Source organism: Micromonospora hortensis (genome assembly GCF_022230935.1).
GTDB lineage: Bacteria > Actinomycetota > Actinomycetes > Mycobacteriales > Micromonosporaceae > Micromonospora > Micromonospora hortensis.
Map to the genome: position 1 here is coordinate 333,023 of NZ_JAKKFE010000011.1, position 23,726 is coordinate 356,748.

23 protein-coding genes and 1 pseudogene are annotated in these 23,726 nt (G+C 70.7%); 15 read left to right on the forward strand and 9 right to left on the reverse strand.

Going from position 1 to position 23,726, the window contains the following annotated elements; all coding sequences use genetic code 11:
- Nucleotides 1-38: 38 nt before the first annotated feature.
- From ku to NIE111_RS08505, 6 genes are all read left to right on the forward strand, one after another.
- Complete coding sequence (ku, locus tag NIE111_RS08480; RefSeq protein ID WP_238683830.1) at nt 39-1,064, forward strand: non-homologous end joining protein Ku; 1,026 nt, start codon at nt 39-41, stop codon at nt 1,062-1,064.
- Nucleotides 1,065-1,139: 75 nt separating this feature from the next.
- The gene (locus NIE111_RS08485; protein WP_238683831.1) at nt 1,140-1,778 is read left to right on the forward strand and encodes a DUF4241 domain-containing protein; all 639 of its coding nucleotides are present in this window, start codon (nt 1,140-1,142) and stop codon (nt 1,776-1,778) included.
- A gap of 145 nt (nt 1,779-1,923) precedes the next feature.
- The gene (locus NIE111_RS08490; protein ID WP_238683832.1) at nt 1,924-2,595 is read left to right on the forward strand and encodes an FKBP-type peptidyl-prolyl cis-trans isomerase; all 672 of its coding nucleotides are present in this window, start codon (nt 1,924-1,926) and stop codon (nt 2,593-2,595) included.
- 192 nt (nt 2,596-2,787) lie between these two features.
- Complete coding sequence (locus NIE111_RS08495; RefSeq protein ID WP_238683864.1) at nt 2,788-3,615, forward strand: SCO6745 family protein; 828 nt, start codon at nt 2,788-2,790, stop codon at nt 3,613-3,615.
- A 32-nt stretch (nt 3,616-3,647) separates the two neighbouring features.
- A complete protein-coding gene (locus NIE111_RS08500) occupies nt 3,648-4,301 on the forward strand; it encodes an HAD family hydrolase (RefSeq protein WP_238683833.1) in 654 nt (217 codons plus the stop codon).
- A gap of 28 nt (nt 4,302-4,329) precedes the next feature.
- Nucleotides 4,330-5,340 (forward strand): NADPH:quinone reductase, encoded by a 1,011-nt coding sequence (locus NIE111_RS08505; protein ID WP_238683834.1) that lies wholly within the window; start codon nt 4,330-4,332, stop codon nt 5,338-5,340.
- Between the two features lie 183 nt (nt 5,341-5,523).
- Here the strand turns inward: NIE111_RS08505 and NIE111_RS08510 are convergent, their stop codons facing one another.
- Nucleotides 5,524-7,158, reverse strand: coding sequence for a fatty acid--CoA ligase (locus tag NIE111_RS08510; RefSeq protein ID WP_238683865.1), 1,635 nt, complete (start codon nt 7,156-7,158; stop codon nt 5,524-5,526).
- A 71-nt stretch (nt 7,159-7,229) separates the two neighbouring features.
- Here NIE111_RS08510 and NIE111_RS08515 point away from each other — a divergent pair, with 71 nt between their 5' ends.
- Entirely contained in the window at nt 7,230-7,721 is a 492-nt protein-coding gene (locus NIE111_RS08515) for an NUDIX domain-containing protein (RefSeq protein ID WP_030334282.1), read from the forward strand.
- A gap of 35 nt (nt 7,722-7,756) precedes the next feature.
- Here the strand turns inward: NIE111_RS08515 and NIE111_RS08520 are convergent, their stop codons facing one another.
- Entirely contained in the window at nt 7,757-8,791 is a 1,035-nt protein-coding gene (locus NIE111_RS08520) for an aldo/keto reductase (protein WP_112699930.1), read from the reverse strand.
- Nucleotides 8,792-8,916: 125 nt separating this feature from the next.
- On the opposite strand from NIE111_RS08520, the gene NIE111_RS08525 reads away from it, so the two are divergent.
- Entirely contained in the window at nt 8,917-9,549 is a 633-nt protein-coding gene (locus NIE111_RS08525) for a TetR/AcrR family transcriptional regulator (protein WP_238683835.1), read from the forward strand.
- A gap of 61 nt (nt 9,550-9,610) precedes the next feature.
- Here the strand turns inward: NIE111_RS08525 and NIE111_RS08530 are convergent, their stop codons facing one another.
- Together NIE111_RS08530 and NIE111_RS08535 are read right to left on the reverse strand one after the other, a co-directional pair.
- Nucleotides 9,611-11,287: an MDR family MFS transporter gene (locus tag NIE111_RS08530; RefSeq protein ID WP_238683836.1), complete on the reverse strand. Its 1,677-nt coding sequence runs from the start codon at nt 11,285-11,287 to the stop codon at nt 9,611-9,613.
- A 157-nt stretch (nt 11,288-11,444) separates the two neighbouring features.
- A complete protein-coding gene (locus NIE111_RS08535) occupies nt 11,445-11,984 on the reverse strand; it encodes a type 1 glutamine amidotransferase domain-containing protein (RefSeq protein ID WP_238683837.1) in 540 nt (179 codons plus the stop codon).
- 181 nt (nt 11,985-12,165) lie between these two features.
- On the opposite strand from NIE111_RS08535, the gene rfaE2 reads away from it, so the two are divergent.
- Both rfaE2 and NIE111_RS08545 read left to right on the forward strand, forming a co-directional pair.
- On the forward strand, nt 12,166-14,001 hold the full coding sequence (rfaE2, locus tag NIE111_RS08540; RefSeq protein ID WP_238683838.1) for a D-glycero-beta-D-manno-heptose 1-phosphate adenylyltransferase: 1,836 nt from the start codon (nt 12,166-12,168) through the stop codon (nt 13,999-14,001).
- The gene (locus NIE111_RS08545) at nt 13,998-14,876 is read left to right on the forward strand and encodes a glycosyltransferase family 2 protein (protein ID WP_238683839.1); all 879 of its coding nucleotides are present in this window, start codon (nt 13,998-14,000) and stop codon (nt 14,874-14,876) included. Before rfaE2 ends, NIE111_RS08545 begins: the two co-directional genes overlap by 4 nt.
- 1 nt (nt 14,877) lies before the next feature.
- Here the strand turns inward: NIE111_RS08545 and NIE111_RS08550 are convergent, their stop codons facing one another.
- Genes NIE111_RS08550 through NIE111_RS08560 form a run of 3 tightly spaced genes read right to left on the reverse strand, consistent with a single transcriptional unit; the run spans nt 14,878 to nt 17,047 of the window.
- Entirely contained in the window at nt 14,878-15,984 is a 1,107-nt protein-coding gene (locus tag NIE111_RS08550) for a glycosyltransferase family 9 protein (protein ID WP_238683840.1), read from the reverse strand.
- Nucleotides 15,985-15,992: 8 nt separating this feature from the next.
- A complete protein-coding gene (locus tag NIE111_RS08555; RefSeq protein ID WP_238683841.1) occupies nt 15,993-16,544 on the reverse strand; it encodes an Hsp20/alpha crystallin family protein in 552 nt (183 codons plus the stop codon).
- Nucleotides 16,544-17,047 (reverse strand): DUF2231 domain-containing protein, encoded by a 504-nt coding sequence (locus NIE111_RS08560; protein ID WP_238683842.1) that lies wholly within the window; start codon nt 17,045-17,047, stop codon nt 16,544-16,546. Before NIE111_RS08560 ends, NIE111_RS08555 begins: the two co-directional genes overlap by 1 nt.
- Before the next feature lie 167 nt (nt 17,048-17,214).
- On the opposite strand from NIE111_RS08560, the gene NIE111_RS08565 reads away from it, so the two are divergent.
- Together NIE111_RS08565 and NIE111_RS08570 are read left to right on the forward strand one after the other, a co-directional pair.
- The gene (locus NIE111_RS08565; protein ID WP_238683843.1) at nt 17,215-17,832 is read left to right on the forward strand and encodes a pyridoxamine 5'-phosphate oxidase family protein; all 618 of its coding nucleotides are present in this window, start codon (nt 17,215-17,217) and stop codon (nt 17,830-17,832) included.
- A gap of 309 nt (nt 17,833-18,141) precedes the next feature.
- Nucleotides 18,142-19,590, forward strand: a complete 1,449-nt coding sequence (locus tag NIE111_RS08570; RefSeq protein ID WP_238683844.1) for a hypothetical protein — start codon at nt 18,142-18,144, stop codon at nt 19,588-19,590.
- 15 nt (nt 19,591-19,605) lie between these two features.
- Here NIE111_RS08570 and NIE111_RS08575 read toward each other — a convergent pair whose 3' ends face one another.
- On the reverse strand, nt 19,606-20,157 hold the full coding sequence (locus NIE111_RS08575; RefSeq protein ID WP_238683845.1) for a DUF4240 domain-containing protein: 552 nt from the start codon (nt 20,155-20,157) through the stop codon (nt 19,606-19,608).
- A 31-nt stretch (nt 20,158-20,188) separates the two neighbouring features.
- Nucleotides 20,189-20,596, reverse strand: coding sequence for a VOC family protein (locus NIE111_RS08580; RefSeq protein ID WP_238683846.1), 408 nt, complete (start codon nt 20,594-20,596; stop codon nt 20,189-20,191).
- Nucleotides 20,597-20,667: 71 nt separating this feature from the next.
- Between NIE111_RS08580 and NIE111_RS08585 the strand changes: the two genes are divergently transcribed.
- The 3 genes and pseudogenes from NIE111_RS08585 to NIE111_RS08595 form a co-directional block, all read left to right on the forward strand.
- Nucleotides 20,668-21,312 carry a class I SAM-dependent methyltransferase gene (locus NIE111_RS08585; RefSeq protein WP_238683847.1) on the forward strand — a complete coding sequence of 215 codons (645 nt, stop codon included), beginning with the start codon at nt 20,668-20,670 and terminating at the stop codon, nt 21,310-21,312.
- Nucleotides 21,313-21,396: 84 nt separating this feature from the next.
- Entirely contained in the window at nt 21,397-22,272 is an 876-nt protein-coding gene (locus NIE111_RS08590; protein ID WP_238683848.1) for a patatin-like phospholipase family protein, read from the forward strand.
- A 685-nt stretch (nt 22,273-22,957) separates the two neighbouring features.
- A pseudogene (locus NIE111_RS08595) lies at nt 22,958-23,726 on the forward strand (hypothetical protein); the annotation flags it as partial.

Genomic DNA, 23,726 nt, shown 5'->3' on the forward strand with positions numbered 1-23,726 from the left:
GATGCGAGCATGGTCGATACCGGGGAAGGGAGCGCAGGATGCGTGCCATCTGGAAGGGAGCCGTGTCGTTCGGGCTCGTCTCGATCGGGGTGAAGCTCTACTCCGCGACCGAGGAGAAGGACATTCGGTTTCACCAGGTGCACCGCGAGGACGGCGGTCGAATCCGCTACAAGCGCACCTGCTCGGTCTGCGGCGAAGAGGTCACCTACGACGACATCGCCAAGGGCTACGACATCGGCGGCGGCGAAATGGTGATCCTCACCGACGAGGACTTCGCCGACCTGCCGCTGACCAGCTCCCGTGCCATCGACGTGCTGGAGTTCGTGCCGGCCGAGCAGGTCGACCCGATCCTCTACAACAAGGCGTACTTCCTCGAGCCGGAGGGTGCGGCGACCAAGCCGTACGTGTTGCTGCGGGACGCGCTCATCGACTCGGAGCGGGTGGCCATCGTCAAGGTGGCGCTGCGCCAGCGGGAGCAGCTGGCCACGCTGCGGGTCCGCGAAGGTGTGCTGCTGCTCAACACGATGCTCTGGCCGGACGAAATCCGCACACCGGACTTCGGTTTCCTCGACGAGGACCTCAAGGTGCGCCCACCGGAGCTGGCCATGGCCAGCTCTCTGATCGACTCGATGACCGGCGAGTTCGAGCCGGACGTCTTCACCGACGACTACCGAGCCGCGTTGCAGGAGGTCATCGACGCCAAGGTGGAGGGTCGGGAGGTCGTCCAGCCGGAGGAGGTCGAGGAGGCCCCGGCTGCGGCGGTGGACCTGATGGCAGCGTTGAAGGCCTCGGTGGAGCGTGCCAAGGCGGCTCGTGGCGAGCAGCCCGCCCGCGGCGGTGGTGGCGGCGAGCCGACGCCCATCTCGTCGGCCCGGTCGGCGCAGAAGGCAGCCGAGAAGAAGGCGGCCAAGGCACCCGCGAAGAAGGCCGCGGCCAAGAAGACGGCCGAGAAGAAGGCGGCGGAGCCGGCGAAGAAGACCGCCGCCAAGAAGACCGCCGCGAAGAAGGCGGAGCCGGCGAAGAAGACCGCCGCACGCAAGACCGCACCTCGCAAGAGCGCCTGACCGGGTACGGCAGCGGCGGCGGTGTCCGCCTCGCCGGGTACGCTCCGCCGGCCGCTGGCGACCGGAGGAGCCCCCATGCCGTACACCCCTGATCTGGACCGGTTACTGACGCCCGGCGCCCGCTTCACCGACCAGCACGGCGGGTACCTGATCGAGGTTCACCCGGTGGGCGACATCGTGTTGCCGACCGGTCGCGTGGTCGGGTGTGACCCGCTGGTCTGCCCGGAGGCGGAGCCGTTCACCGTGACAGTGCCGCCGGGGCGGCATCCCGCCCGCGCCTGGGTGGCTGTGGTGCTCCGGGAGGACGCCGAGGTGGACCGCCGGGTCGCCGCGCTGGAGCTGGTCGTCTCGGCGGAACCGACGATCCGCTGGGAGCCGGCCGTCGCGGGCGACCAGGACGTCGCCACGCTCGGAGGGGACGACTACTTCGGCTACGGGGTGGATGCCGGCGTCGGCACCTTCGCCGACCCGACCGCCCTCGCCGTCCTGGAGGGCTGGGACGAGGACCTGGTCGAGGAGGTCTTCATTCCGGCCGAGCTGCCCTCGTCCCCGGTTCCAGGGCTGATCACCGCCGTGTTGGACGAGGCCAGCGGCGCCAACGTCGTCACAGTGGCCACCGGTTGGGGCGACGGCTGCTACGGCACCTGGATCGGCCGTACCGCCGACGGACGGATCACGTCGTTCGTGACCGACTTCATGGTCGTCCCGGAATAACCGCCCGGGAAAGCCTCGGAATGTCGCACTGGGCGATCCGAGGCGTCGGCGGCGGGCACGGTAGGCCGCGGTGCGGGTACCGTGTGCGTCGGCTTTCCCCCCGGCACCGGGTGCCGGCCACACTTCGCAGCAGGGAGTCGACGACGTGAGCGAGCGGACGCAGCAGACGGGCCCGGACCAGAGCCCGGCAACCAAGTCGGGGCGCCGCCTGGCCGCCCAGTTGGCGGAGAAGAAGGCCGCCGACCGGAGGCGGAAGATCAACGCCGGGCTCAGCAGCCTCGCCGCCCTCGCCGTGGCCGCGACGCTGATCGGCGTCTTCGTGGCGATCGGTGGGGGCGACGACAAGCCCAAGACCCAGGCCGACGCGACCCCGTCCGCCTCCGCCCCGGCCCCCGACGAGGCTGGCGCGCCCCCCGCTCCGCAGCTGCCCGAGGGCTCCGACCCGGCGCTGGGCACCAAGCCGACGGTGACGCCGGGCACCGGTGAGCTCAAGAAGCTCACCGTCACCCCGCTGATCAAGGGCAAGGGCCCGGCCGTGCAGAAGGGCCAGAACATCACCACCAACTACGTGGGGGTGTTCTTCAAGGACGGCAAGGAGTTCGACTCCTCGTGGAAGGCCGGGCAGCCGGCCACCTTCCCGATCGGCGTCGGCCAGGTCATCCCCGGCTGGGACCAGGGTCTGGTCGGGGTGACGGTGGGCAGCCGGGTGCAGCTCGACATCCCGGGCGAGCTGGCGTACGGCAACGACGAGGCCGCCGCCGGTGGACGTCCCACCGGTCCGCTGCGCTTCGTGGTGGACGTGCTCGCCGCCCAGTGACCTGTCCAAGTCGTCCCGGTTGTCGCCGGGACGCGATGGAGTTGTTCACATGGGGCTTCCGGCCCGTCACCCAGCGGCAGTAGGTTCGGCGTCACCCCGGGCGGTTCGCCGCCCGGGGTGAGCAGCATCCGGAACCGGGACGCGGAGGTGCATGTGACGGCGCTGGACGAGCCTGGGCGGACCGCCCGGTCGATGTGGGCGTTCTTCGAGCCGGTGCACACTGTCACCTACCTGCACCCCCGGGCCCGGGCCGCGTACGAGGCGGTCGGGCTGCGCGGCTACTGGCGTGGTTACTTCGCCGGCCGGGCCGCGCCGCTGGGAGCCGCCGAGGCGGCCCCGGTGATCGCCGCCTTCTTCAACTTCGCGCCGCAGATGGTGGCCCGCGCGCTGCCGGCGGTGTGGCGGTTGGCCACCCCGCAGGAGGCGCTACGCGCCCGACTGACCGGTGCCGTGCAGGCGCTCGCCGAGCTGACCTACGAGCTACCCGAGTCGCACCTGGTGGAGGCCGCCGACCTGCTGGATCGGGCCGCCTCGGCGGCGCAGACCGCCGGCCGGGTGCTCGGCGCGGCCAACGCGGCCCTCCCGGCCGGCGAGTACCCGCTGGCGCGGCTCTGGCAGGCCGCCACCACGCTGCGCGAGCACCGGGGGGACGGGCACGTGGCGGCGCTGGTGGCCGCCGGCCTGGACCCGGTGGAGACACTGACCGGGCGGGTCGCGCTGGACGGTTCGTCGCCGCAGTACCTGCTGGGCCGGGGCTGGTCCGAGGAGCAGTGGCAGGCCGCCCGCGAGCGGCTCACCGAGCGGGGCTGGCTGACCGGGGACGGCGCGGCCACCGACCACGCCCGGGCCGGGTTCCAGGCCATCGAGGACGCCACCGACCGGGCCGCCGCGCACCCGTGGCAGGCGCTCGGCGCCCACGACACGGACCGGCTCCGGGAGCTGCTGGAGCCGATCGCCCGTTCCGGTCACACTCTGCTTCCCGAGGGCAGCCCGCTCGGTCTGCCCGCGTTGCCCGGCTGACCGGGCACCCACCGGTCGGGCAGGATGGGCCCGTGACTGATGCGGTGGTCTTCGACCTGGACGGCGTGATCGTGGATTCCGAGCCGGTGTGGGAGGAGGTCCGCCGGGCGTACGTAGCGGCGCACGGCGGGACGTGGCAACCGGACACGCAACGCCGACTCATGGGGATGAGCACCGGGGAGTGGGCCCACTACCTGAGCGGAGAACTGGGCGTCGACCGCACCGCCGAGCAGGTAGCCGTCGAGGTGGTCGAGGAGATGACCCGACGCTACCGGGACCACGTACCCCTCATCGACGGCGCCGACCAGGTCGTTCGCCGGCTGGCCGCGCGGTGGCCGCTCGGGTTGGCCAGTTCGTCGCCGACCCGGCTGATCGAGGCGGCGCTGGCGGCGACCGGCCTGACCGACGCGTTCGGCGCGACCCTCTCCACTGAGCAGACCGAGCGGGGCAAGCCCGCACCGGACGTGTACCTGAGCGTGGCGCAGCGCCTCGGCGTGGACCCGACCCGCTGTGTGGCCGTGGAGGATTCGTCAAACGGGGTGCGTTCCGCAGCGGCGGCGGGGATGCGGGTGGTGGCGGTGCCGCACGGCTCGTACCCGCTCGGTCCGGACGCCGCCGGGCTGGCGGCGGCGACGCTGAACGCGATCGGTGAGCTGACCCCGGAGTTGGTGGACGAGCTGGGTTGACAGGGGTCGAGCCGGGTAGAGACCACGGATGAAGGCCATCGTGTACGAGCGCAACGGCGACCCTTCGGTGCTGGATCTGGTCGACCGGCCGGTGCCGGAGCCGGGTGCGGGCGAGGTCCTGGTGCGGATGGCGGTCTCCGGGGTGAACCCGACCGACTGGAAGTCCCGCCGCAACGCCCCGCCGAACGGGTGGCAGATCCCCGGGCAGGACGGCGCGGGGGTGGTCGAGGCTGTCGGCGACGGGGTCGACCCCGACCTGATCGGTGAGCGGGTGTGGGTCTGGGAGGCCGCCTGGCAGCGACAGTGGGGCACAACGGCGGAGTACACGCTGGTGCCGGTCCGGCAGGCGGTACGCCTCGGCGCCGCCCCGTTCGAGCTGGGCGCGGCCCTGGGCATCCCGTTCCTCACCGCGCACCGCTGTCTGACCGCCGGCGAGTTCATGCCGGACACGCTGCGGGCCGGCGCGTTGGCGGATCACACGGTGCTGGTGCAGGGCGGCGCGGGCGCTGTCGGCAACGCCGCGATCCAGCTCGCCCGGTGGGCCGACGCCACTGTGATCGCCACTGTGAGCAGCGCGGAGAAGGCACAGCTCGCGGCCTCGGCAGGCGCTTCCTTCGTGATCAACTATCGGGAGCAAGACGTGGTCGAGGAGGTCCGCAAGATCGCCCCCGACGGGGTGCACACGATCGTGGAGGTCTCCCCCGCCCGCAACGCCTCGGTCGACGTACGGGTGCTGCGGCACGGTGGCGCGGTCTGCATGTACGCCGACAACGGCGGGGACGAGGTGAGCATCCCGATCCGGGCGATGATGGCGCCGAACGCCCGCTGGCAGTTCGTCCTGGTCTACACGGAGCCGAAGGCGGCCAAGGCGCAGGGCGTGAAGGACGTGGCGGCGGCGGCCAGCCAGGGTGGCATCCGGGTCGGTGCGGACGCCGGTCTGCCGCTGCACTACTACCCGCTGGCGGAGGCGGCCGGGGCGCACCAGGCGGTGGAGGACTCGACGGTGGGCAAGGTGCTCATCACCACCAGCGACGCCTGATCGGGTCGCTGACCACCCGATTTCTCCGTCAGCAGGACAGAAGCGAACAACTTTCGCAACAATGACGGTGCGGGTCACCCCGCGTGGAGCGGGCGGCCCCGGCGCGGTGCGAACGCCGGGGCCGCCCCTGGGGAGGGTTCAGGAGTACTCCCGCCCCAACAGGCGACAGTGCCGGGGAAAACGTTACGGGGCTGTCAGCTCCCGGACAGTCAGCTCGCCCTCGGCGTACCGCGAACGGACGACCTTCTTGTCGAACTTGCCGACGCTGGTCTTCGGCACCGTGTCGATGAACGCCCAGCGCTCGGGCAACTGCCAGCGCGCCACCGACCCGGCCAGGAAGTCCCGCAACTCCTCGGCGGTCACCGAAGCGCCCTCCCGGACCACAACCGTGGCCAGCGGGCGTTCGTCCCATCGCTCGTCCGGGACCCCCACCACGCACGCCTCCAGCACCGCCGGGTGGGCCATCAGCGCGTTCTCCAACTCCACCGACGAGATCCACTCGCCACCGGACTTGATCACGTCCTTGGCGCGGTCGGTCAGGTTGATGTACCCGTCCGGCGAGAGGGTGCCGACGTCGCCGGTGCGCAGCCAGCCGTCACGGAACTTCTCCTCGTCCGGGGCGTCGTCTCCGACGTACCGGGCGGTCACCCACGGCCCTCGGACCTCCAGCTCCCCCACGGCCGTGCCGTCGGCGGGCATCGGGTCGCCAGACGGGCCGACGATCCGCGCCTGCACGCCCGCGGGCACCCGCCCCTGGGTGTAGCGGTAGCGCCAGGCCTGCTCACCTGTCGCACCGGCAGGCGGACGCGAGACCGACCCCAGTGGGGACATCTCGGTCATCCCCCAGGCGTGGATGACGTCGATTCCGTGCCGCTCGTCGAACGCGTGCATCAGCGCCGGCGGGCACGCCGAGCCGCCGACGATCACCTCACCGAGCGACGAGGTGTCCACGTCGTGGGTGTCCAGGTAGGCCAGCAGGTCGGTCCAGATGGTCGGCACCGCGCCGGCCAGTGTGGGCCGCTCGGCGGCGATCATCTCGGCGATCGGCGCGGCCTGGAGGAACCGGTCCGGCATGATCAGCGACGCGCCGGACAGGAAGGCCGCATAGGGCAGACCCCACGACATGGCGTGGAACATCGGCACGATGGCCAACTCGCGGTCGGTCGGCCCGAGGCCGAAACCCTCCGGCATGCAGACCTGCAACGAGTGCAGATAGATCGACCGGTGCGAGTAGGCCACGCCCTTCGGGTTGCCTGTGGTGCCCGAGGTGTAGCAGAGCGCTGCGGCGTCGCGCTCGTCCACCTCGGGCCAGTCGTACGTGTCGGGCCGGTCGGCGAGCAACGCGTCCCAGTGGTGCACGGTGATCCGGTCGCCGGCCGCCGCCACCAGCGGCGCCGGGTCACCACCGCCGACCACCACGACGTGCCGCACAGTGGTCAGCTCACCGATCACCCGGGCCAACAGCGGGATGAGCGTGCTGTCGACGAGGACCACCCGGTCCTCGGCGTGGTTGGCGATGTAGACGACCTGGTCGGGGAAGAGCCGGATGTTGAGCGTGTGCAGCACCGCGCCCATGCTCGGCACCGCGAAGTAGGCGATCAGGTGCTCGTTGTTGTTCCACATGAAGGTGGCGACCCGCTCGTCGCCGGTCACCCCGCACTCGTCGCGCAGCCCGTGCGCCAGCCGGGCGGCGGCCCGGCCCACCTCGGCGTACGTCATCCGGCGGGCTTCGGCGCCCGTCCAGGTGACCACCTCGGCCGTGCCGTGCACCAGTGCACCGTGGTCGAGGATCCGGGAGATCTGCAGAGGGGCGTCCATCATCGTGCTACGCATGGGTAACAAGCTAGTGTCGGCGGTCACACGTTGGGAACCCCCGTAAGTTGTCGCAGGTGAGCATCTCCTGGGCCGACTCGTACGTGGGGCAGTTGCGCGCGCTCGCCGGGGACCGGACGCTGATGTTCGTCGGCGCCCGTGCCGTGGTCAACGACGATGCCGGGCGCATTCTGCTGATCAAACGCTCGGACAACGGCCAGTGGGCCATGCCGGCCGGCGCGATGGAGCTGGGCGAGTCGATCGCCGACTGCGCGGTACGCGAGGTCCGCGAGGAGACCGGGTTGCGCGCGCTGCGGGTCTGCGCGTTCGCCCTCTACACCGGCCCGGACCGGACGAGCACCAACATGTACGGCCACACCTACCAGGTGTTCACTACCGCGTTCAAGGTGGAGGAGTGGGACGGGCAGTTGGCCCGGGTCACCGACGAGACCACCGACGCCGGCTTCTTCGCCCGCGACCGGTTTCCCGCCCCACTCTCCACGTCGGTCATCGAAACCCTGGCCGACCTGGACGTCTTCGAGCAGACGAACCGGCTCATCCTCAAGTAGGGCGGCCCCGGAGCCACCGACCCCGGGGCCGTGCCTCACTGCGGCAGCCGGAGCCCGGCGAAGAACCCTTCCTGGATCCAGTTCGGGTACGCGACGGGCAGCTTGGTGGCCTCGTCCAGCTCGGTGAGGTCCTGCTCGGTCAGTGTGAGATCCGAGGCGGCGATGTTGTCGACCAACTGCTCGTGCTTGCGGGCACCGACGATCACGCTGGTCACTGCCGGTCGGGACAGCAGCCAGGCGACCGCCACCCGGGCCGGGCTCACCTCGTGCCGCTCGGCGACGCCCTTGAGCACGTCGACCACTCCGAAGGCGTGCTCGGGGTCGAACGGGGTGAAGCTGGCGTAACCGGGCTGGGCGCTCCGCGCGCCACTGTCGGCGACGGCACCGTCCCGGCTGACCTTGCCGGAGAGGAAACCACCGGCGAGCGGGCTCCAGACGGTCAGCCCGACACCCTCGTTGAGTGCCATCGGCACCACGTCGCGCTCCACGTCCCGGCCCAGCAGCGAGTAGTACTCCTGCACCGAGACGAACCCGGCCAACTTCTCCCGAGCGGAGATACCCAGCGCCTTGGAGATCTGCCAGGCGGCGAAGTTCGCAGCGCCGATGTAGCGGACCTTGCCCTGCCGGACCGCGTCGTCGAGCGCGCGCAGCATCTCCTCCATGGGAGTGATCTGGTCGAAGTTGTGGATCTGGTACAGGTCGATGTGATCGGTGCCCAGTCGGCGCAGGCTGTCCTCCAGGTTCTGCATGATGTGCAGCCGGGAGGTGCCGACGTCGTTCGGGCCGGGGCCCGTCCGTGAGTGCACCTTCGTCGCCAGTACGACGTCGCGACGCCGCTTGCCGAGCGCCTTGCCGAGCAGTTCCTCGCTCTCGCCGTCGCTGTAGCCGTCGGCGGTGTCGACGAAGTTGACGCCCGCGTCCAGCGCGGTGTCCACCAGTCGCTGCACCTCGGGCAGCGCCAGCCCACCCAGGGTGCCCCAGAGCGGGTGCCCGCTGCCGCCGAAGGTCATCGCGCCGAGCGAGATCTCCGAGACGTACACCCCGGTGGTGCCCAGCAGTCGGTACTTCACGTGTGTTGCTCCTCATGGTGGGTCGGAGGCCGAGGTCAGGCACTCCGTGGTCACTATGTCGGACACTGTGTCCGGCAACGAGCGTACGCCGCCTACCCAACCCCCGGCCACCTAGGATTCCGGCTATGCCCTCGATCACCCGCCGCCGCCCGCGCAATCCCGACGGACGCGCGGCCGTCGAAGCGCGGGTGCTGGCGGCCACCGAACGGCTCCTGAAGGAGGGGATCCGCTTCACCGACCTCGGCGTGCAGCGGATCGCCGCCGAGGCCGGCGTGGCGCGGTCGACCTTCTACACCCACTTCCGGGACAAGAGCGAACTGCTCATGCGCCTCGCCGGCACCATGCGGGAGAGTGCGTTCGACCGCACCGGCGAATGGGACCCGGGCGGCCCCGGCGACCCGCTCGCTCGGCTCACCGACGTGTTCGCCGACGTGATCCGGATATACCGGACGTACGCCCCGGTGCTGGCCGCGGTCAGCGAGGTCGCCGCGTACGACGAGGTGGTCCGGGAGTACTGGGCGGCCGGGCTGGAGCGGTTCGTCGCCCGCACCGTGGACGCGCTCCGGATCGAGCAGCAGGCCGGGCGTACCCGCGCCGACCTGGACGTGACGACGGCCAGCCGGCTGATAGTGGTCGGCGGCGACCGCTTCCTCGCCGACCACGTCAGCACCACCTCGGCCGACCCGGAGACCGACGCGGCAGCCGCCCGGGAGTTGGCCGCGACCTGGTGGTACGGCGCCTACCGCCGCCCCGCCTGACCTAGGGCCCCGCTGACGCCGACCGCCCCGGAGCGGTCCGGGGCGGTCGGTGTCGAGACGGTCAGATCATCGTCTGGGACTTGGCCTCCATGTCGGCGGCGGCCTCCTCCTTCGACTCGCGGGTCAACGGCTTGCCGCCCGGAGCCGGGGCCTCCCCGCCGAGCGGGTCGGCGCCACCGGTGGCACCCTTCGGGCCGGCACCCCGCAGCTGCGTGTTGGGCAGCGTCAGTGTGACCACCACCGCCACGATCGCGATCAGGCCGGCGGTCAGGAAGACCATGTCCAGCGCGTCGACGAAGGCGCCCTGGATGGCCGCGCGCACCGGGCCCGGCAGGGCCAGGATGGTGGCCGGATCGTTGATCGAGATGTTGGCGCCACCACTCGCCGCCACCGCGGCCTGCTCCTGCGGCGGGAGCTGCGCGATCGCGCCGGGCAACCGGTCGGCGAGTCCGCCGGTCAGCCGGGACGAGAGCACAGTGCCGAGGATCGCCACACCGAACGAACCGCCCAGCGACCGGAAGAAGGTCGCCGACGAGGTGCCGGCGCCCAGGTCGCGTACCGAGACCGCGTTCTGCACCGCCAGGATCAGCGACTGCATGCACAGGCCCAGCCCGACGCCGATCACCACCATGTACCCGAACGCCACCCAGAGCGAGGTGGCCACTTCCAACTGGGTGAAGAGGAACATGCCGACCAGGAGGGTCACCGAACCGGCCACCGGGAACCACTTGTACCGGCCGATCCGGGTCATCGCGCGGCCGGTCAGGATCGAGGTGACGATGATGCCGGCCATCATCGGCAGCATCAGCAGACCGCTGCGGGTCGGCGAGGCGCCCTTCACGATCTGCAGGTACAGCGGGATGAAGATGATCGAACCGAACATCACCAGACCGATGATGAGCAGGGCCGAGTTGGCCAACGCGAAGGTGGCGTTCCGGAACAGCCGCAACGGCAGGATCGGCTCGGCCACCCGGGCCTCCTGGAGGACGAAGAGCACCCCCAGCACCACGCCGGCCACGAAGAGCGTGATGATCACGCCAGAGCCCCAGGCGTACTCGTTGCCGCCCCAGCTCAGCGCCAGCAGCAGCGAACTCACCCCGGCCACCAGCAGGCCGGCACCGAGCCAGTCGATCGAGTGGTCCCGACGTTCGAACGGGATCAACCGCATCACGTGGTAACAGACGACGATGGCCAGGATCGCCAGCGGCACGTTGATGTAGAAGATCCACCGCCAGTCGGTCTCCGCGAAGTAACCACCCACCAGCGGCCCGGCGACCGACGAGATGCCGAAGACCGCGCCGAACAGGCCCTGGTACCGGCCCCGCTCCCGGGGCGACACCACGTCCGAGATGATGGTGAACGCGAGCGTGAGCAGACCACCGGCGCCGAGACCCTGGATACCCCGCGTGACGATCAGCTGGGTCATGTTCTGCGACAGCCCGGCTAGCAACGACCCCAGCAGGAACGTGCCGATCGAGAAGAGGAAGACCGGCCGACGCCCGTACAGGTCGGCCATCTTGCCGTACAGCGGCGTCGACGCGGTCGAGGCGAGCAGGTACGCGGTGACCACCCACGAGTAGTGGTTGATCCCGCCCAACTCGCCCACGATGGTCGGCAGCGCCGTACCGACGATGGTCTGGTCGAGTGCGGCCAGCAGCATGCCGGTCATCAGGCCCAACATGAGCAGCCGGATCTGCTGACGGTTCAGCACCGGCGCATCCGAGGCTTCGGTGGTCATGTGGCCTTCTATCCCGCGAGCCGCAGAACATGCGCCGAACCACCAAAAAACCAACCCCGTGCCGCACCCGCTCCGCCAGCGTTGATCATGAAGTTATTGCCACGACACGCCGCGCCGAAGGGCAATAACTTCATGATCAACGGAGGGGTGGGTGGGGTCAGGAGGTGAAGGTTTTGGTGATCGCCGCGCAGAAGGCGGGTAGGTCGTCGGGTTTGCGGCTGCTGGTCAGGTTGCCGTCGGTGACGCACTCCTCGTCCACCCAGGTGGCCCCGGCGTTGGTCAGGTCGGTACGCAGGGTCGGCCAGGAGGTGATCCGCCGGCCGCGCACCACGTCCGCCTCGATCAGCGTCCACGGGCCGTGACAGATCACCCCGACGGGCTTGCCCGCGTCGAAGAACGCCTTCACGAACCGCACCGCGTCCGGGTCGCCCCGCAGGAAGTCCGGGTTCGCCACCCCTCCGGGCAGCACCAGCGCGTCGTAGCCGGCGGCGTCGGCCTTGTCGACAGTCACGTCCACGTCGTACGTCTTGGAGTGGTCCAGGTGGTTGAAGGACTGGATGGAGCCGGGCTTCAGCGAGACCAGCTCGGCCGTCGCGCCGGCGTTCTCGACCGCCTCGCGTGGCTGGACGTACTCGACCTCCTCGACGCCGTCGGCGGCCAGGAAGGCGATCCGCTTGCCCTGCAATGTCGCTGCCATCTCGGTACATCTCCTTTCCGGGGTACCTCAATCCCCTTCCCGCGCTCGAACGCCCGAAACAGGTCGGTCAGGTGTGGGACCGGCTCGGACCGGTCACGGAGCCACCGAGGACCGCTTGACCAGCGGCGGGACCGGTCGGCGCGCAGGTTTGTCCGGCAGGCCGCTGGGGACCCGGGGAGGCATGGCAGGAGCAGCAGCGGAGCAGCGCCGGTTCGCCACCGTCGTGGAGAGCTGGCTCGGACGCCCAGTCCTGATCGTCGGTGACGCCATGTTGGACGAATGGCGGTTCGCCGACTCCGACCGGCTCTGCCGGGAGGCGCCCGCCCCGGTCCTCACCCTGCGACGGCGGATCTCCGCCGCCGGCGGGGCCGCGAACACCGCCGTCAACGTCGCCGCCCTCGGCGGCCGGGCGGTGCTGGTGGCACCGGTCGGCGCGGACGTCGCCGGGGACGAACTGCACGACTGCCTGGACCGCGCGAGCGTCTGGGACCGCACCGTCAACCAACCCGGGCGACCCACACCGGTCAAGCGGCGGATGTTGGCCGGCAACCAGATCCTGCTGCGTGAGGACTCCGGCGACCCGGAGGACGCGCTGGACCACGACGGGGTGAGCCGGCTGCTCACCGCCCTGAGCTGCGCCACCGAGGAGTTGCGCGCCGCCGCCGGTGGGGAGGCGCCGACCCTGGTGGTCTGCGACTACGGCCTGGGCGCGCTGCCCGCGCCGGTCCGCGCGTGGCTGGTCGAGAACCGCCAGCGGTACGCCACCGTCGCGCTCGACGCCCACGACCTGGCCGACTGGCGGGGCCTCGCACCGACAGTTGTCACCCCCAGCTTCGCCGAGGCGACCCGGTTGTTGGCCCGCGCGGGCGGTACGACCCGACCGACCGGCGGGACCGAACTGCACCTGGAACACCCGGACGGCGACCCCGTCGACGGACCGTCCGAGATGACCGTCGGCGCGGCCCCGGGGGCGGTACGCGCCGACGACACCGCCGCCGAACCGACCCGTGCCGACCGCCCCGGGCCGGTCGGCGAGCCCACCCCGGGCGAGGGGCGGGTCGCCCTCACCGGTGACGGGCTCAGCGTCACCGGCACCGGCGTCACAGTGAACACCCGGGCCGGAGAGGGCGTCGACCGGGCCGTGCTGGCCAAGTCGCGGCTGGCCGAACTGCGTGCGCACACCGGTGCCGACGTGGTCGCGGTGACCCTGGACACCGAGGGCGCCGTGGTCGGCGGCGCCGACGGGGAGCCACGACGCAGCCACAGCACTCCGGTGCCGGCGAGCCACGCCGTGGGTGCCGGCGACGCGTACCTGGCGGCGATGACGTTGGCCCTGGCCGCCGACGCGCCCCTGCCCACCGCCGCCCAACTCGCCCAGCTCGCGGCCACCATCACCGTCTCGGACACCGGCACCTGCGTGTGCCGACGGGACGACCTGCTCGCCGCGTTGGACCAGCCGACCGACACCACCAGCCACCCCGCGCTGGTCGGCGGCGACGAGTTGGACGCGATCGTCGCCGAGTACCGCGAGGCGGGACGGTCGGTGGTCTTCACCAACGGCTGCTTCGACGTGCTGCATCGCGGGCATGTGCGCTACCTGGAGCAGGCACGCGCGTTGGGCGACCTGCTCATCGTGGCGGTCAACTCGGACGGCAGCGTACGACGGCTGAAGGGCCCGGACCGGCCGGTCAACCCGGTCGAGGACCGGGGTGCCCTGCTCGCCGCGCTCGCCTGCGTGGATCACGTGGTGGTCTTCGAGGAGGACTCACCGGCCGCGCTGATCGAGGCGGTCCGACCGGACGTGTACGTCAAGGGCGGTGACTATCCGCCGGAGCTGGTGCCGGAGGCGCCGCTGGTACGCCGGCTGGGCGGCCAGGTGCGCACCCTGGGGTACGTGCCGGACCGCTCCACCTCGGCGATCATCGAGCGGATCCGGTCGCACAGCCAGGACCCGTCGCCCCACATCGACGACCGGGAGCCGGACCCGTCGCTGCGCACCCGCACCCAGGCGTCGTGAACCGCCCCCTCGACCTCGGCACCCCGGACGAGTTTCGCGCCGACCGGCTGGTGGACGTGCTGATTCCGACCCGGAACCGGCCCGCCGAGCTGGCAGTCACCCTGGGCGGGCTCGCCGCCCAGGACGGGGTACCCGGCTTCGGCGTGGTCGTCAGCGACCAGTCCGACGGGGATCCGGCGTACATGCATCCCGCCGCGGCCACAATGGTCCGGGCGCTTCGCCACCGGGGTCACCCGGTGCTGCTGACCCGCCGACTGCCGCGACGGGGGTTGGCCGAACACCGGGCGTACCTGCTCGCCGCCTCGGCCGCCCGGTACGTCCTCAGCCTCGACGACGACATCTGGCTGGAACCGGATGCGCTGCACCGCCTGGTCACCGCGATCGGTGAGCTGGGCTGCGGGTTCGTCGGCAACGGCGTGCACGGGCTCTCGTACACCGATGACGTGCGGCCGGAATCGCACCGCCACTACGAGGAGTGGGCCGGGCCGCCCACACCGGAGCGGATCCGACCCGACACCCCGGAGTGGAACCGGGCCCGAATCCACTCGGCCGCGAACCTGCTGCACATCACCGAGCAGTTGGCGCTGCCTCCGGGCGCGTGGCGGGCGTACAAGGTCTCCTGGATCGGCGGGTGCGTGCTCTACGACCGGGCCAAGCTCGTCGACGCTGGTGGCTTCGACTTCTGGCGTCGGGTGCAGGAGAAGCACCAGGGCGAGGACGTGGCCGCGCAGCTCGCCGTGTTGTCCCGCCACGGCGGCGCGGGCATCCTGCCCAGCGGCGCGTACCACCTGGAGTCCCCCACCACCGTCACCGACCGGGACGTGGAGGCGTGGGAGGTAGTCCTCGCCGAGGAGGACACCCCGCAGCCGGCCTGAACTACCGGGTGAGCAACTCCCGGGCGGCTTCCAGCACCTCGATCACCGGTACGTCGGTCACGAACGAGTCCCGGTGCGGGCAGTCACCGTCGCCGGGCCGGTGCGGATAAATGCCCGGTGTGCAGTCGACACCGCAGACTGGGCAGTGCACAGTCCACGAGCTGATCGGCCGGTGTCGACCCCGCAGCGGGCTGGCCCCGTTGATCAGGTTGCCGACCCAGAAGATGCCCACAGTGGGCGCGCCCACCGCTGCGGCCAGGTGCAGCGGGCCGGTGTCGTTCGAAACGACCAACGCGCAGTCGGCGTAGCAGCCGACCAGCCCGCCCAGGCTGAGCGTGCCCACCTGTGGACGCACCGGCACCTGCGCCGCGGCGACGACCCGATACACCACCTCCTGCTCGGAGGGCGTGCCGGTGACCAGCACCTCGTAGCCGTCCTCGTGCAGCGCCCGGGCCACCTCGGCGAAGCGCTCGGCGGGCCAGCGGCGGCGGGTGTCGGTGGCGCCCGGATGCAACGCCACCCGGGGACGGCGTCCCGGGCCAAGCACCCCGGCGGCCTCGGCCCGGTCGGCGTCGGTCACCGCCAGCGTCGGCGTGATGGTGGTGGCCGGCGCTCCCGCCAGCGCCACCACCTCCAGGTAGCGGATCACCTCGTGCTGGTAGTAGACGTAGCGCAGCCACCGGTCCAGCGGCGGCGCGTCGTCGGCGCGCAGGCCCACAGTCAACCGGGCACCAAGCCGACTGATCAGCGGGTTGGAGTTGGCACCCCCGCCGTGGATCTGCACCGCCAGGTCGAATTCCGCACCAGCGGCAGCGGCCACGAAGTCGTCGATCGACGACTCCGGCTCGCCCGGCTCCGGCGTGCGGATGCCGGCTGCCGGCGGCACCACCAGCACCCGGTCCACCGGGCCGGGCCGGTCGCGCCAGAGCTTCGCGTGCCACGGCGCCCCGAGCAGCACGATCTCCGCCGAGGGGTACGCGCTGCGCAACGCGTCCAGCGCCGGCAGGGCGAAGATGAAGTCACCAAGCGCGTTGGCGCGCAGCACGGCGATCCGCCGCACGTCGGGAAGGCGCTCGGCCGTCGGGCCGAGCACTGACGGGGTGACCACCCGGCCCGCTACGGCCGGTCGATCTCGCCGGCGGTGTCCGGGCGGTGCAACTCCCGGTCCGCTGCGGGATCGGCTGGCATCGACGTACCCGTCCCGAAGTCGCCGGAGCGCGGCCCGGTGCGGCCGACGGTGATGGTGCGCGGCGCGGGCCGGGTCGCCCGTGGCAGCCGGACCCGGAGCAGGCCGTGGTCCATCACCGCGTCGATGGTGTCCGGGTCGACCCGCGCCGGCAGGTTGACCCGGTACTCGAAGCCGCGCGTCTCGAAGCCGCCGGGGATGCCCTGGTCGGCGTTGACCTCCGCCTCCGAACGGGCCCGCACGCACAACTCGCGGTCGTCCAACTCGACGGCCACCTCCTCCGGCGCCACTCCGGGCAGCCGGACGACGACCTCCCAGCCGTCCGAGGTCTCGGTCAACTCGACGTCGGACGCCCCGCCGCGACCACCGACCAGGCGACTCAACTCGGAGCGCAGCGACTGCAACTCCCCCATCGGGTCCCAGCCCTGCTGCCGGTTGCCGCGCCACCCCCGGCCGAAGCCGCCGAACTGCTGCTCGCTCATCACACCTCTCCGATCCGCTGGGTGGCCGTCGGTGGCCGTAGTGAGCTGGGCGCATCCAGGCCCGCATCAGGGTCGACGCCCACACCGAGCCGGTCGACCAGCTCGCCACCGAGCCAGGCGCTGATGCCGAGAATCGCCAGGGCGACCACCTCGATGGCGACCAGTGCCCCGCCGGCGGCCCGGGAATCAGCGTTGAGCCGCACCGCCCACACGGCGGCGAAGAGCAGGATCACCGCGACGTTGGCGCCCGCGTGCAGTAGACCCACCCGCTTGGCGCGGGTGCCGGTCGGGATCGCCAGCAGGTCGAACGTGCCGGCCGCCGCGGCGAGCAGGCCGCCGATCAGGCCGACGGTGATGTTCCAGTACGCGACCTCGCCGAGGAAGTCGGGACCGCCGACGGTGTCCACCACGTCGAACAGCACCGCCGTGGCCAGCAGCGCGACCGGGAACATCACCAGCATCGGGTGGACTGGGTGACCCAGCACCTTGAGTCGGCTCTCCATCTCCCGGCCTCCACTGGTCGGCGTCCTGCGGAACGGTCTCGTGCGGCGAGCGCGTCGGGTGAGGCCGTACCCCCGGCAACCAGGCACAAACCTCGCGCTGGTCACGGCGGCCTAGGCTGACGACGGTGGTGCCCCGCCACCGGGTCAACGGCTGAGGGAGGATCAACGTGACGGTGGAGATCACCTCGCACGAGGAGTTGCGCGAGCTTCTCGGCGTGCCGAACGCGCGGGCCGCCACCAAGGAACGCACCCGGCTGCACGAACGGGACCGCGAGTGGCTCGGCGCCTCGCCGTTCTGCCTGATGGCCACGGCTGGCGCGGACGGCAGCTGCGACGTCTCACCCAAGGGCGACCCGGCGGGGTTCGCCCTGGTGCTGGACGACACGACGATCGCGCTGCCCGAGCGGCCCGGCAACAAGCGGGCCGACGGCTACCGCAACATCCTCGACAACCCGCACGTCGGGTTGCTCTTCCTGATCCCCGGGCGGACCGACACGCTGCGGATCAACGGGCGGGCCCGCCTGGTCAGCGACGCGCCCTGGTTCGACGACATGGTGGTCAAGGGGCACCGGCCGGTGCTCGCCGTGGTGGTGGAGATCGAGCAGATCTTCTACCACTGCGCCAAGGCGTTCCTGCGGTCCGCGCTGTGGCGGCCGGAGACCTGGCAGCCCGAGGCACTGCCGTCCCGGGCGCGCCTGATCAAGGAGGTCGAGGCACCGACGGAGAGCCTCGAAGACCTGGAACGGCACTACGGCCCGGCGTACGCCACGAAGATCTACGTCTGATCCCGCCGCACGACGGAGAGAAACATGGGCGTCGACCTACGGTGTTGGCTGGAGTACCACTTGATCGTGCTTGAGAAGGCGTAAGGCTCCACCTGATCACTTGTGGGGTGCCGAGCACGCAGCGCCGCGGTCCGCAGCTTGTCGTCGCGGACCGGCATGTCTGTTGAACGACACTCACCGATGACGCTCGCACGCCTACGCTGGATCCCCACGGGAGGGGGTCCAATGAGGACTAACTGGCCTGGGTCGCACCCCGTCATCCGCAGGGCCGGCCGCTTCTGGGTCGCTCGCGCCTCAGCCTGGCAGCTGGTGACGGCGCTGGTCCTCTTCGTCGCGGCCGTCTCGGCGGCCTTCACCGTGGCCGCGATGCTCACCGCCGGCCCCGAGCCGACCGACCGTGGCGGACCGAAGGGCTTCCCGCAGACCTGGCTGGCGACCGCTCGGTCGCTCCTCGGTGCGGAGGACTTTCCCCGGCAGAATGGAAACACCTGGCACGAATTCCTCGCCACACTGGCGAGCCTTCTCGGTGCGGTCACCCCGGCCGCGATCATCGGCATCGTCATGATCCGGATCTTCGCCACCGAATTCTTCACCTGGCGGTCCAAGGGAAGTCTGTCCAGCCTCGCCGAGCTGCGCTCGGACACCGCCGGGCCGGTGCAGGTCAGCACGGACGGGATCATCGCGATCCGTTTCTACAAGAAGATCCACGGCGTCGCGCTGAGCGACATCCGGGCACGGGCCTACCTGGCCTTCCGTTCCACGTCGCTCATCGACGGCAGCACCTTCTTCAAACGCGAGCAGCTCCAGGTGCTCAGCCCGGAGGCCACTGAGGTGGAGGAACGGGTGTGGCCTCGGGTCGACTCGTGCATGCCGCTGACCCTCTGGATCCCGCTCAAGGCGCCTCTGCGCGACGGGCGGGCGACGAGTGTGCAGGGCCGGCAGCTCGACAGCCGCACCTACCACATCTTCGTGGTGGTGGAAGCCAGGGTCGCTGGGTTGAACATCAGCGTCCACGACCAGCACAGCTATGCGCTGGGCAAGGATTTCCACGAGGGTAGGGCGGTGCCGATCGAACCGGACCTGACCCGACGGCCTCGCGAGTGGCGCGGCTGGGATCGCTTCGACGAGCCGGCGACGTACGGGATCTTCGCGTACGGCTCACTGGTCGCGCCCGAAACGGTCAGCGACCTGCTCGGTCGGCCCGCTCGGGAGGGCGTCGACTACTGCCGGGCCACCCTGAACGGCTGGCGCCGGACGTGGAGTGTCTGCACCGACAACACCGGACCGGGCCGTATCCGCTACCAGGACCTGGCGAGCGGCGACGAACCCGAAATCCAGGTGCTGTTCCTCAATGCCGAGCCGGACGCGGCTGCGCCGGCAGCCCTCGACGGAATCCTGATCCTGGTACGGGGAGAGCAACTCATCGAACTGGACAAACGTGAGGGCAACTACCACCGCACGGTGCTCACCACCGGGCTTTCGGTGCCGGCCGACACCGTGGTGCCCGACGTCGTGTGGATCTACACCGGGCGGCAGGAACAGGTGGACCGGGCACGCCAGGGCATCGTGATGGGCACCGCGCGGATCCGGCAGGAGTATCTGGACAGCGTCTGCAAAGCACACGCGCGGCACAAGGGCCTGCTGGAGAACCTGGAGCGGTATACCAGCGCTCCGCCGGGTGTCTCGGTGGTCAGCCTCCGCCGGATCGAATTGCCGGCGACGGAAGCAGCCCCACCCCAGCAGCGCAAACCGGGCTGAGGCGGATGGCAACGTTCAGGCGGACCAGCCGACCCGATTGCCGAACGACTCCCGGGAGATCCCGGAGCCGGTCTCCGGCCAGGAACCGAACCGGTCGTTGTGCAGGTGCGCGAAGAAGTAGCACATCCCTTCGCAGTCGGCGTCCAGCAGCGCCATCGCGGGGTCGGCGAGGACCGCCTCGTAGTACGACCGCCCCAGGGCCACGATAAAACCTCGGGCGTAGAGGAAGCCGTCGTCCGACCCGTCGGTCACCTCGTGGATGTCCTCCCGATCGATGTCGTACAGCTTGCGCTCCACCACCCGGTCGAGATCCGTCAACTCCTGCCCGGTCAGCTCGACCGTCAGCTGCCCGAGATGGTCCAGGAAGGCATCAAGCCAGGCGTCGATCGCGGAGGACGGGCCGTCATCGTCGCCGTCGTCGTCGGCGGGGTCGCGCTCGACGAGGGCCTGCCGCAGCGCCAAGGGCTCGGCGCCCAACTCGGCCCAGGCCGCCTCGATGAGCGCCCACAGCCGGGCCTCGTCAGCGGGGGTGGGTAGCGTTCCAGGGGCATCGGTGGTCACGGTCACCCTCGGAACATATCGACCACCGCCGACAGTTTCAGGACTTCGAATCGGCGGACACCATCCACAAGTGGCCGTCCGGGTCCGCGAAGACACCCGCGTACGCCCAGGGTTGGTCTGCCGCCTCGGTGATGATCTCGGCGCCGGCAGCGCGCGCCCGCTCGACGAGAGCATCCACTTCGGTCGGCGAAGCGACACCAAGATTGAACAGGCATTCGCTCTGGCCCCTCGGGGCGACCTCGTGCCGGCCGATCACCCAACCGAAGCCACCGGTCGGGATGAGCATCAGCCGCAGCCCGTCGTTGACCACGAACTGCAGCGGCTCCGGGATGCCGTCGTCGGCCAACTCACCCACCGCGTCGAGGCCGAGTCCGTCGCGATAGAAGCGGTAGGAGGTGGCCCGGTCGGCGATGGGCAAACTCACGATCACCGGCGCAAAAGTCATGGGTGGACGCCTCCAAACTGTCGGTCCGGCACGGTCAGGCATCGGTGTGTCGCTGAATTAGCGTTGGACTCGTGACCGTAGACGATTGGTTGACAGCGACTCGCACCTCCTACGACACGGTCGCGGTCAGCTACGCGCACCTGGTACGTGACCTCCTGGCGGAGGCACCGTACGAACGAGCCGCCCTGGCCTCGTTCGCCGAACTCGTACAGGGTGCCGGCGGCGGGCCGGTAGCGGACGTGGGCTGCGGCACGGGTCGAATCACCGCCTACCTGCACACGCTCGGCGTCGACGCCTTCGGGATCGATCTCTCGCCCGGAATGATCGACGTGGCCCGCCGTGACCACCCGGAGCTGAGGTTCGAGATCGGCTCGATGACCGACCTCGATCTGGCCGACGGCTCGGTCGCCGGACTGGTCGCCTGGTACTCCCTCATCCACATCCCCGACGACGAGGTCGGCGTCGTGTTGGCCCACTTCCGGCGGGTGGTGCGCCCCGGTGGCCCGCTGCTGCTCGGCTTCCACGTGGGCGACGAAACGACAGTCAAGACCGAGGGCTACGGCGGGCACCCGATGAACGTGCGCGTCCATCGTCGGCAACCAGCCCAGGTGGCGGCTTGGCTGCGCCAGAGCGGCTTCACTGTCGACTCGCAGACGACAGTCACCTCGGCGGAGAGCCGGCTCGGCGGCATCCTCGTCGGACGACGGGAGCCCTGATCGCCCGTTGTCAATTCTTCCTCGTCATTGTCAGCCTAAACTGCGTACAGTGTTAGCAGTATTCGACGTCGAATGAGGCGACTGATGACGGACGACGTGCGGCCCGTCTGGGTGCTCGGTGGTGGTGGAGTGGCTGGCATCGCCTGGGAGGTCGGCATCCTCACCGGGCTCGCGGACGAGGGAGTGACGGTGGCTCCCTCGGCTGTCGTCATTGGCACCAGCTCCGGTGCCGTTGTCGGCGCCCAACTCGGCAGCGGCACGCCCCTCGCGGAACTCTTCGAGCGCCAGCGCGGCGGTGTCGCCCACGAAACCTCACCCGCACCGGGCCTTCTCCACCTGCTTCGGCTCGCGCGGGCACAACTGTTCGCGCGCAGCCCCGAGCAGGCCGCTCGCCGCCTCGGCCGACTCGCCCTCGGCGCACGCATCGACGACCCGTCCCGGCAGCGCCGGATAGCCGAGGCCCGCCTGCCCAACCATGCCTGGCCGTACGAGGTGGACCTTCGCATCGTGGTCGTCGACACCGAGACCGGCGCCAGCCGCACCATCACCCGGCACGACAGCGTCCCCCTGGTGGACGCCGTCGCCGCGAGCTGCGCCATGCCGATCTCCACGGCCCCGGTCAGCATCGCCGACCGCCGCTACATGGACGGCGGCATGCGGTCGACAGTCAACCTCGACCTCGCCTCCGGAGGCGGCCCCGTCATCGCCCTCGCGCCGAGCACCGCCGCCATCGGACCCTGGGCGCGCATCGACAAGCAGCGAGCCGCGCTGGGAACGGGTCGCCGGGTGGAGTTGCTGCTCCGGGACCCGGCCTCCAAACGAGCGCAGGGGACCAGCGTGATGGACCGATCCGTCGTGCCCGCGCTCGTGGCCGCAGCCCGCGATCAGGGTCGACGCGAGGCGTCCCGGGTGGCCGCCGCACTCGCGGAGACAATGCCGGGGCGAGAAGCACGAGGCTGACACCCCCAGGCCTCCGCGTGCCTTCCTCCGTACAGGACCGGCGCGGTGGCGGTTTTCCGCACGGACGCCGCCGCCTACCGCGGTCCAACCAAGACCCCCGACAAACCTTCGGGTCGTGGCGGTCATTCACCGTCGAACGTGACAAGTCCTTGGGATCAGCAGTCCACAACGCGATGGCCAGGCTTTATGCCCTCTATCGCAAATAAGTTCCACCTTCTCCTAGATGTACCCACATCCCACCAAAACCCCTGTCGACCGATCAAACAGTCGAATACGCTACGACTCGCCCATTGAACGACGCCAGGTGACTAGCAGGTAGCCCTGGGTGCATCGGGTGGCTCTGGAGGGGTCATGAGTAACAACCGACGGCTGCGACGCAGCCGGAACCATGGCCGGGCCGCTTCAGGGCTCAGCTCCGCCCTACTGGTAGTCGGGATGACCGGTGGGCCCGTAGCCGCAGCGCAGCCGGTGGAAACGAAGCCGTCCGCACAGGACGCACACATCGGTACGCCCGGTCCACTGGGCCAGCACGGCGGGTTCTGGTCAACAGTCAGCCAAGACGGCGACGGACCCGGCGATTCGTGGGACCAGTACCCCGATGGGCAGAAGGACTACGGTCCGCAGGGCTGGCAGAGCCCCTGGGGTGGCCACGATAAGGACAAGGGCGACTACCCGCACGACAAGCATGGCGCTCAAGGCCCCCAGGGTGCCCAGGGCGACGCAGGAGCTCAAGGTGCTACCGGAGCCCAAGGTGCACAGGGCGACGCGGGCGCTCAAGGCGCTACCGGCGCGCAGGGCTTCCAAGGCACTACCGGCGCTCAGGGCGACGCGGGCGCTCAAGGCGCTACCGGCGCTCAGGGCGACGCGGGCGCTCAAGGTGCCACCGGTGCTCAGGGCGATGCAGGAGCCCAAGGCGCGACCGGAGCCCAAGGCCCGCAAGGCGACGCGGGCGCACAAGGTGCTCAAGGCTTCCAAGGCGCCACCGGCGCTCAGGGCGACTCAGGCGCTCAAGGTGCCACCGGAGCCCAAGGCCCGCAAGGCGACTCAGGCGCCCAAGGTGCCACCGGAGCCCAAGGCCCGCAAGGCGACGCGGGCGCACAAGGTGCTCAAGGCTTCCAAGGCGCCACCGGCGCTCAGGGCGACGCAGGCGCCCAAGGTGCCACCGGCGCTCAGGGCGCGCAAGGCGACGCAGGCGCGCAAGGCGACGCGGGCGCACAAGGTGCTCACGGCTTCCAAGGCGCCACCGGCGCTCAGGGCGACTCAGGCGCTCAAGGTGCCACCGGAGCCCAAGGCCCGCAAGGCGACTCCGGCGCCCAAGGTGCCACCGGAGCCCACGGCCCGCAAGGCGACGCGGGCGCACCAGGTGCACAAGCCCTCCAAGGCGCCACCGTCGCTCACGGCGCCCACGTCGCCCACGGCCCCAACGCCCCTCAGGCAGCGCAAAGCCACGCAAC

Coding starts and splice junctions, on each gene's coding strand:
- ku (WP_238683830.1), top strand. CDS start 39: ATGCGTGCCATCTGGAAGGGAGCCGTGTCGTTCGGGCTCGTCTCGATC.
- NIE111_RS08485 (WP_238683831.1), top strand. CDS start 1,140: ATGCCGTACACCCCTGATCTGGACCGGTTACTGACGCCCGGCGCCCGC.
- NIE111_RS08495 (WP_238683864.1), top strand. CDS start 2,788: ATGTGGGCGTTCTTCGAGCCGGTGCACACTGTCACCTACCTGCACCCC.
- NIE111_RS08505 (WP_238683834.1), top strand. CDS start 4,330: ATGAAGGCCATCGTGTACGAGCGCAACGGCGACCCTTCGGTGCTGGAT.
- NIE111_RS08510 (WP_238683865.1), bottom strand. CDS start 7,158: ATGGACGCCCCTCTGCAGATCTCCCGGATCCTCGACCACGGTGCACTG.
- NIE111_RS08525 (WP_238683835.1), top strand. CDS start 8,917: ATGCCCTCGATCACCCGCCGCCGCCCGCGCAATCCCGACGGACGCGCG.
- NIE111_RS08530 (WP_238683836.1), bottom strand. CDS start 11,287: ATGACCACCGAAGCCTCGGATGCGCCGGTGCTGAACCGTCAGCAGATC.
- NIE111_RS08535 (WP_238683837.1), bottom strand. CDS start 11,984: ATGGCAGCGACATTGCAGGGCAAGCGGATCGCCTTCCTGGCCGCCGAC.
- rfaE2 (WP_238683838.1), top strand. CDS start 12,166: ATGGCAGGAGCAGCAGCGGAGCAGCGCCGGTTCGCCACCGTCGTGGAG.
- NIE111_RS08555 (WP_238683841.1), bottom strand. CDS start 16,544: ATGAGCGAGCAGCAGTTCGGCGGCTTCGGCCGGGGGTGGCGCGGCAAC.
- NIE111_RS08560 (WP_238683842.1), bottom strand. CDS start 17,047: ATGGAGAGCCGACTCAAGGTGCTGGGTCACCCAGTCCACCCGATGCTG.
- NIE111_RS08580 (WP_238683846.1), bottom strand. CDS start 20,596: ATGACTTTTGCGCCGGTGATCGTGAGTTTGCCCATCGCCGACCGGGCC.
- NIE111_RS08590 (WP_238683848.1), top strand. CDS start 21,397: ATGACGGACGACGTGCGGCCCGTCTGGGTGCTCGGTGGTGGTGGAGTG.